The organism is Arthrobacter sp. SPG23, from assembly GCF_000876655.1.
Lineage (GTDB): Bacteria > Actinomycetota > Actinomycetes > Actinomycetales > Micrococcaceae > Arthrobacter.
Map to the genome: position 1 here is coordinate 1 of NZ_JYCN01000036.1, position 1,750 is coordinate 1,750.

General features: G+C 64.8%; 1 protein-coding gene. It reads left to right on the top strand.

Going from position 1 to position 1,750, the window contains the following annotated elements:
• Positions 1 to 326 precede the first annotated feature (326 nt).
• Entirely contained in the window at positions 327 to 1,433 is a 1,107-nt protein-coding gene (locus tag TV39_RS21245) for an IS110 family transposase (RefSeq protein WP_043485706.1), read from the top strand.
• Positions 1,434 to 1,750 lie beyond the last annotated feature (317 nt).

Sequence of the window (1,750 nt, forward strand, 5' to 3'; positions counted from 1 at the left end):
CCGGCCGGGGGCCGTTCCGCCTAGACGATATGAAGTGGAACGGTTCCTGCCCGTCAGGGCAACGGTCCATTATCGCCGGACGGTCCTGGCAGCGCCAGCTTCCTGTGATTCGCCGCCTATTGGGGTAAAGGGAGGCGCTGCAGGACTTGTTCCCGGCGGTGATGTCCCTTATCCCGGACGGGCAGGGTCAGGACGAGGAGGAGGACGAGGGGGCCGGGGCCTTCTGTTTCACAGGTCCGTGGGTTGCCGTTGGCGGCTCCCTTGGCCTGTCGGCTTGTCGGGGGTGCAATGGTAGTGCCACATGTGAAGTTTGGGAGGTCCCGGCTATGTTTGAGCATACTTTCATTGGGCTGGATGTTCACGCGGTGAACGTCGTGGGCCATGCACTGAACCCCGCCACCGGTGAAATTAGCAACCACACGATGGCCTCAGATCCTGCGCTGGTGCTGGAGTGGCTCGGCCGGTTCACCCCGCCGCTCAAGGTCGTCTACGAATCGGGCCCGAGCGGGTTCGTCCTGGCCAGGTACCTGCGCGCCGCGGGCATCAACTGCGTCGTTGCGGCGTCCTCGAAACTGCTCCGTGCTCCCGGGGACCGGATCAAAACTGATCGGCGTGACGCCCGGGTGCTGGCCGAAATGCTCGCGGTCGGCTCAGTCACCGAAGTGCGGATCCCGGACCCGGACGAGGAAGCGCTGCGGGACCTGTCCCGGCTCCGCTCAGGCACGGCGACAGACCTTGCACACTCACGCCAGCACGTGAACGCCATCCTGCTCCGCCACGGCATCCGCTACCCCAAAGACACCCGATGGACGAAGGAACACAGTTTGTGGCTGCACCGTCAGCGCTTTGACGAGGCGGCGCTGCAGTTCACCTACGAAGCCGACCTCGAGCAGGCCGAGCTGCTGGCCGGGCACCTAAAACGCATCGACAAACAGCTGACCACCACAGCCGCAACCTGCCGCTACGGCCCCGTGATAAACGCGCTAATGTGCCTGCGGGGTATCCAGATGACGACCGGGTTCGGGCTGGCCGTGGAGATCGGCGACTGGACCCGCTTCACCGGCTCAACAATCGGTTCCTACCTCGGCCTCGTACCAAGCGAGGAGTCCTCCGGTCAATCCCGGCACCAGGGCCCGATCACCAAGGCCGGGAACACCTACGCCCGCAAACTCCTCATCGAAGCCGCCTGGCAGCATCGCCGCCCCTACGCCCGGCCTGGGGAACGGCTACTGCGCCAACTCGATCTCGTCGACCCGGCAACCCGGATCCGTGCTCTCGAAGGAAACCACCGGCTTCACCGCAAGTGGGAACACTTCGATGAGCGGCACAAAATGTCAGTCAAGGCCAACACCGCCATCGCCCGCGAGCTCGCCGGCTGGTGCTGGTCACTGGCCGCCCCGCTCCAGCAAGGAGACCGCATGACCGCGGCCTGACCCGAACGTGCCCCCGGACGTGGTGAGAGTGGCGGCAGCACGCAGGAGCTAACTCGAGAGCCCGCTATGAGCAGACGGGGTCAAACCGTCGACGCTCGATCCTAGACACCCGACATGCTCCAGCCGAACAGATCGTCATGCGGTAACCAACCCGCGAATGTCAGCCTGACACTGCAGTCGCAAAGGACTCGCCACCACGGTCACCACAACCGGCCGGCACACGATGAGCGGCCCCCGGGAACCAAAACCCAGAAGCCGCTCATCCCTGCTCTCTTGACAACCAGACCTACATATCAGCGGGCGGCGGCGGATGCGCC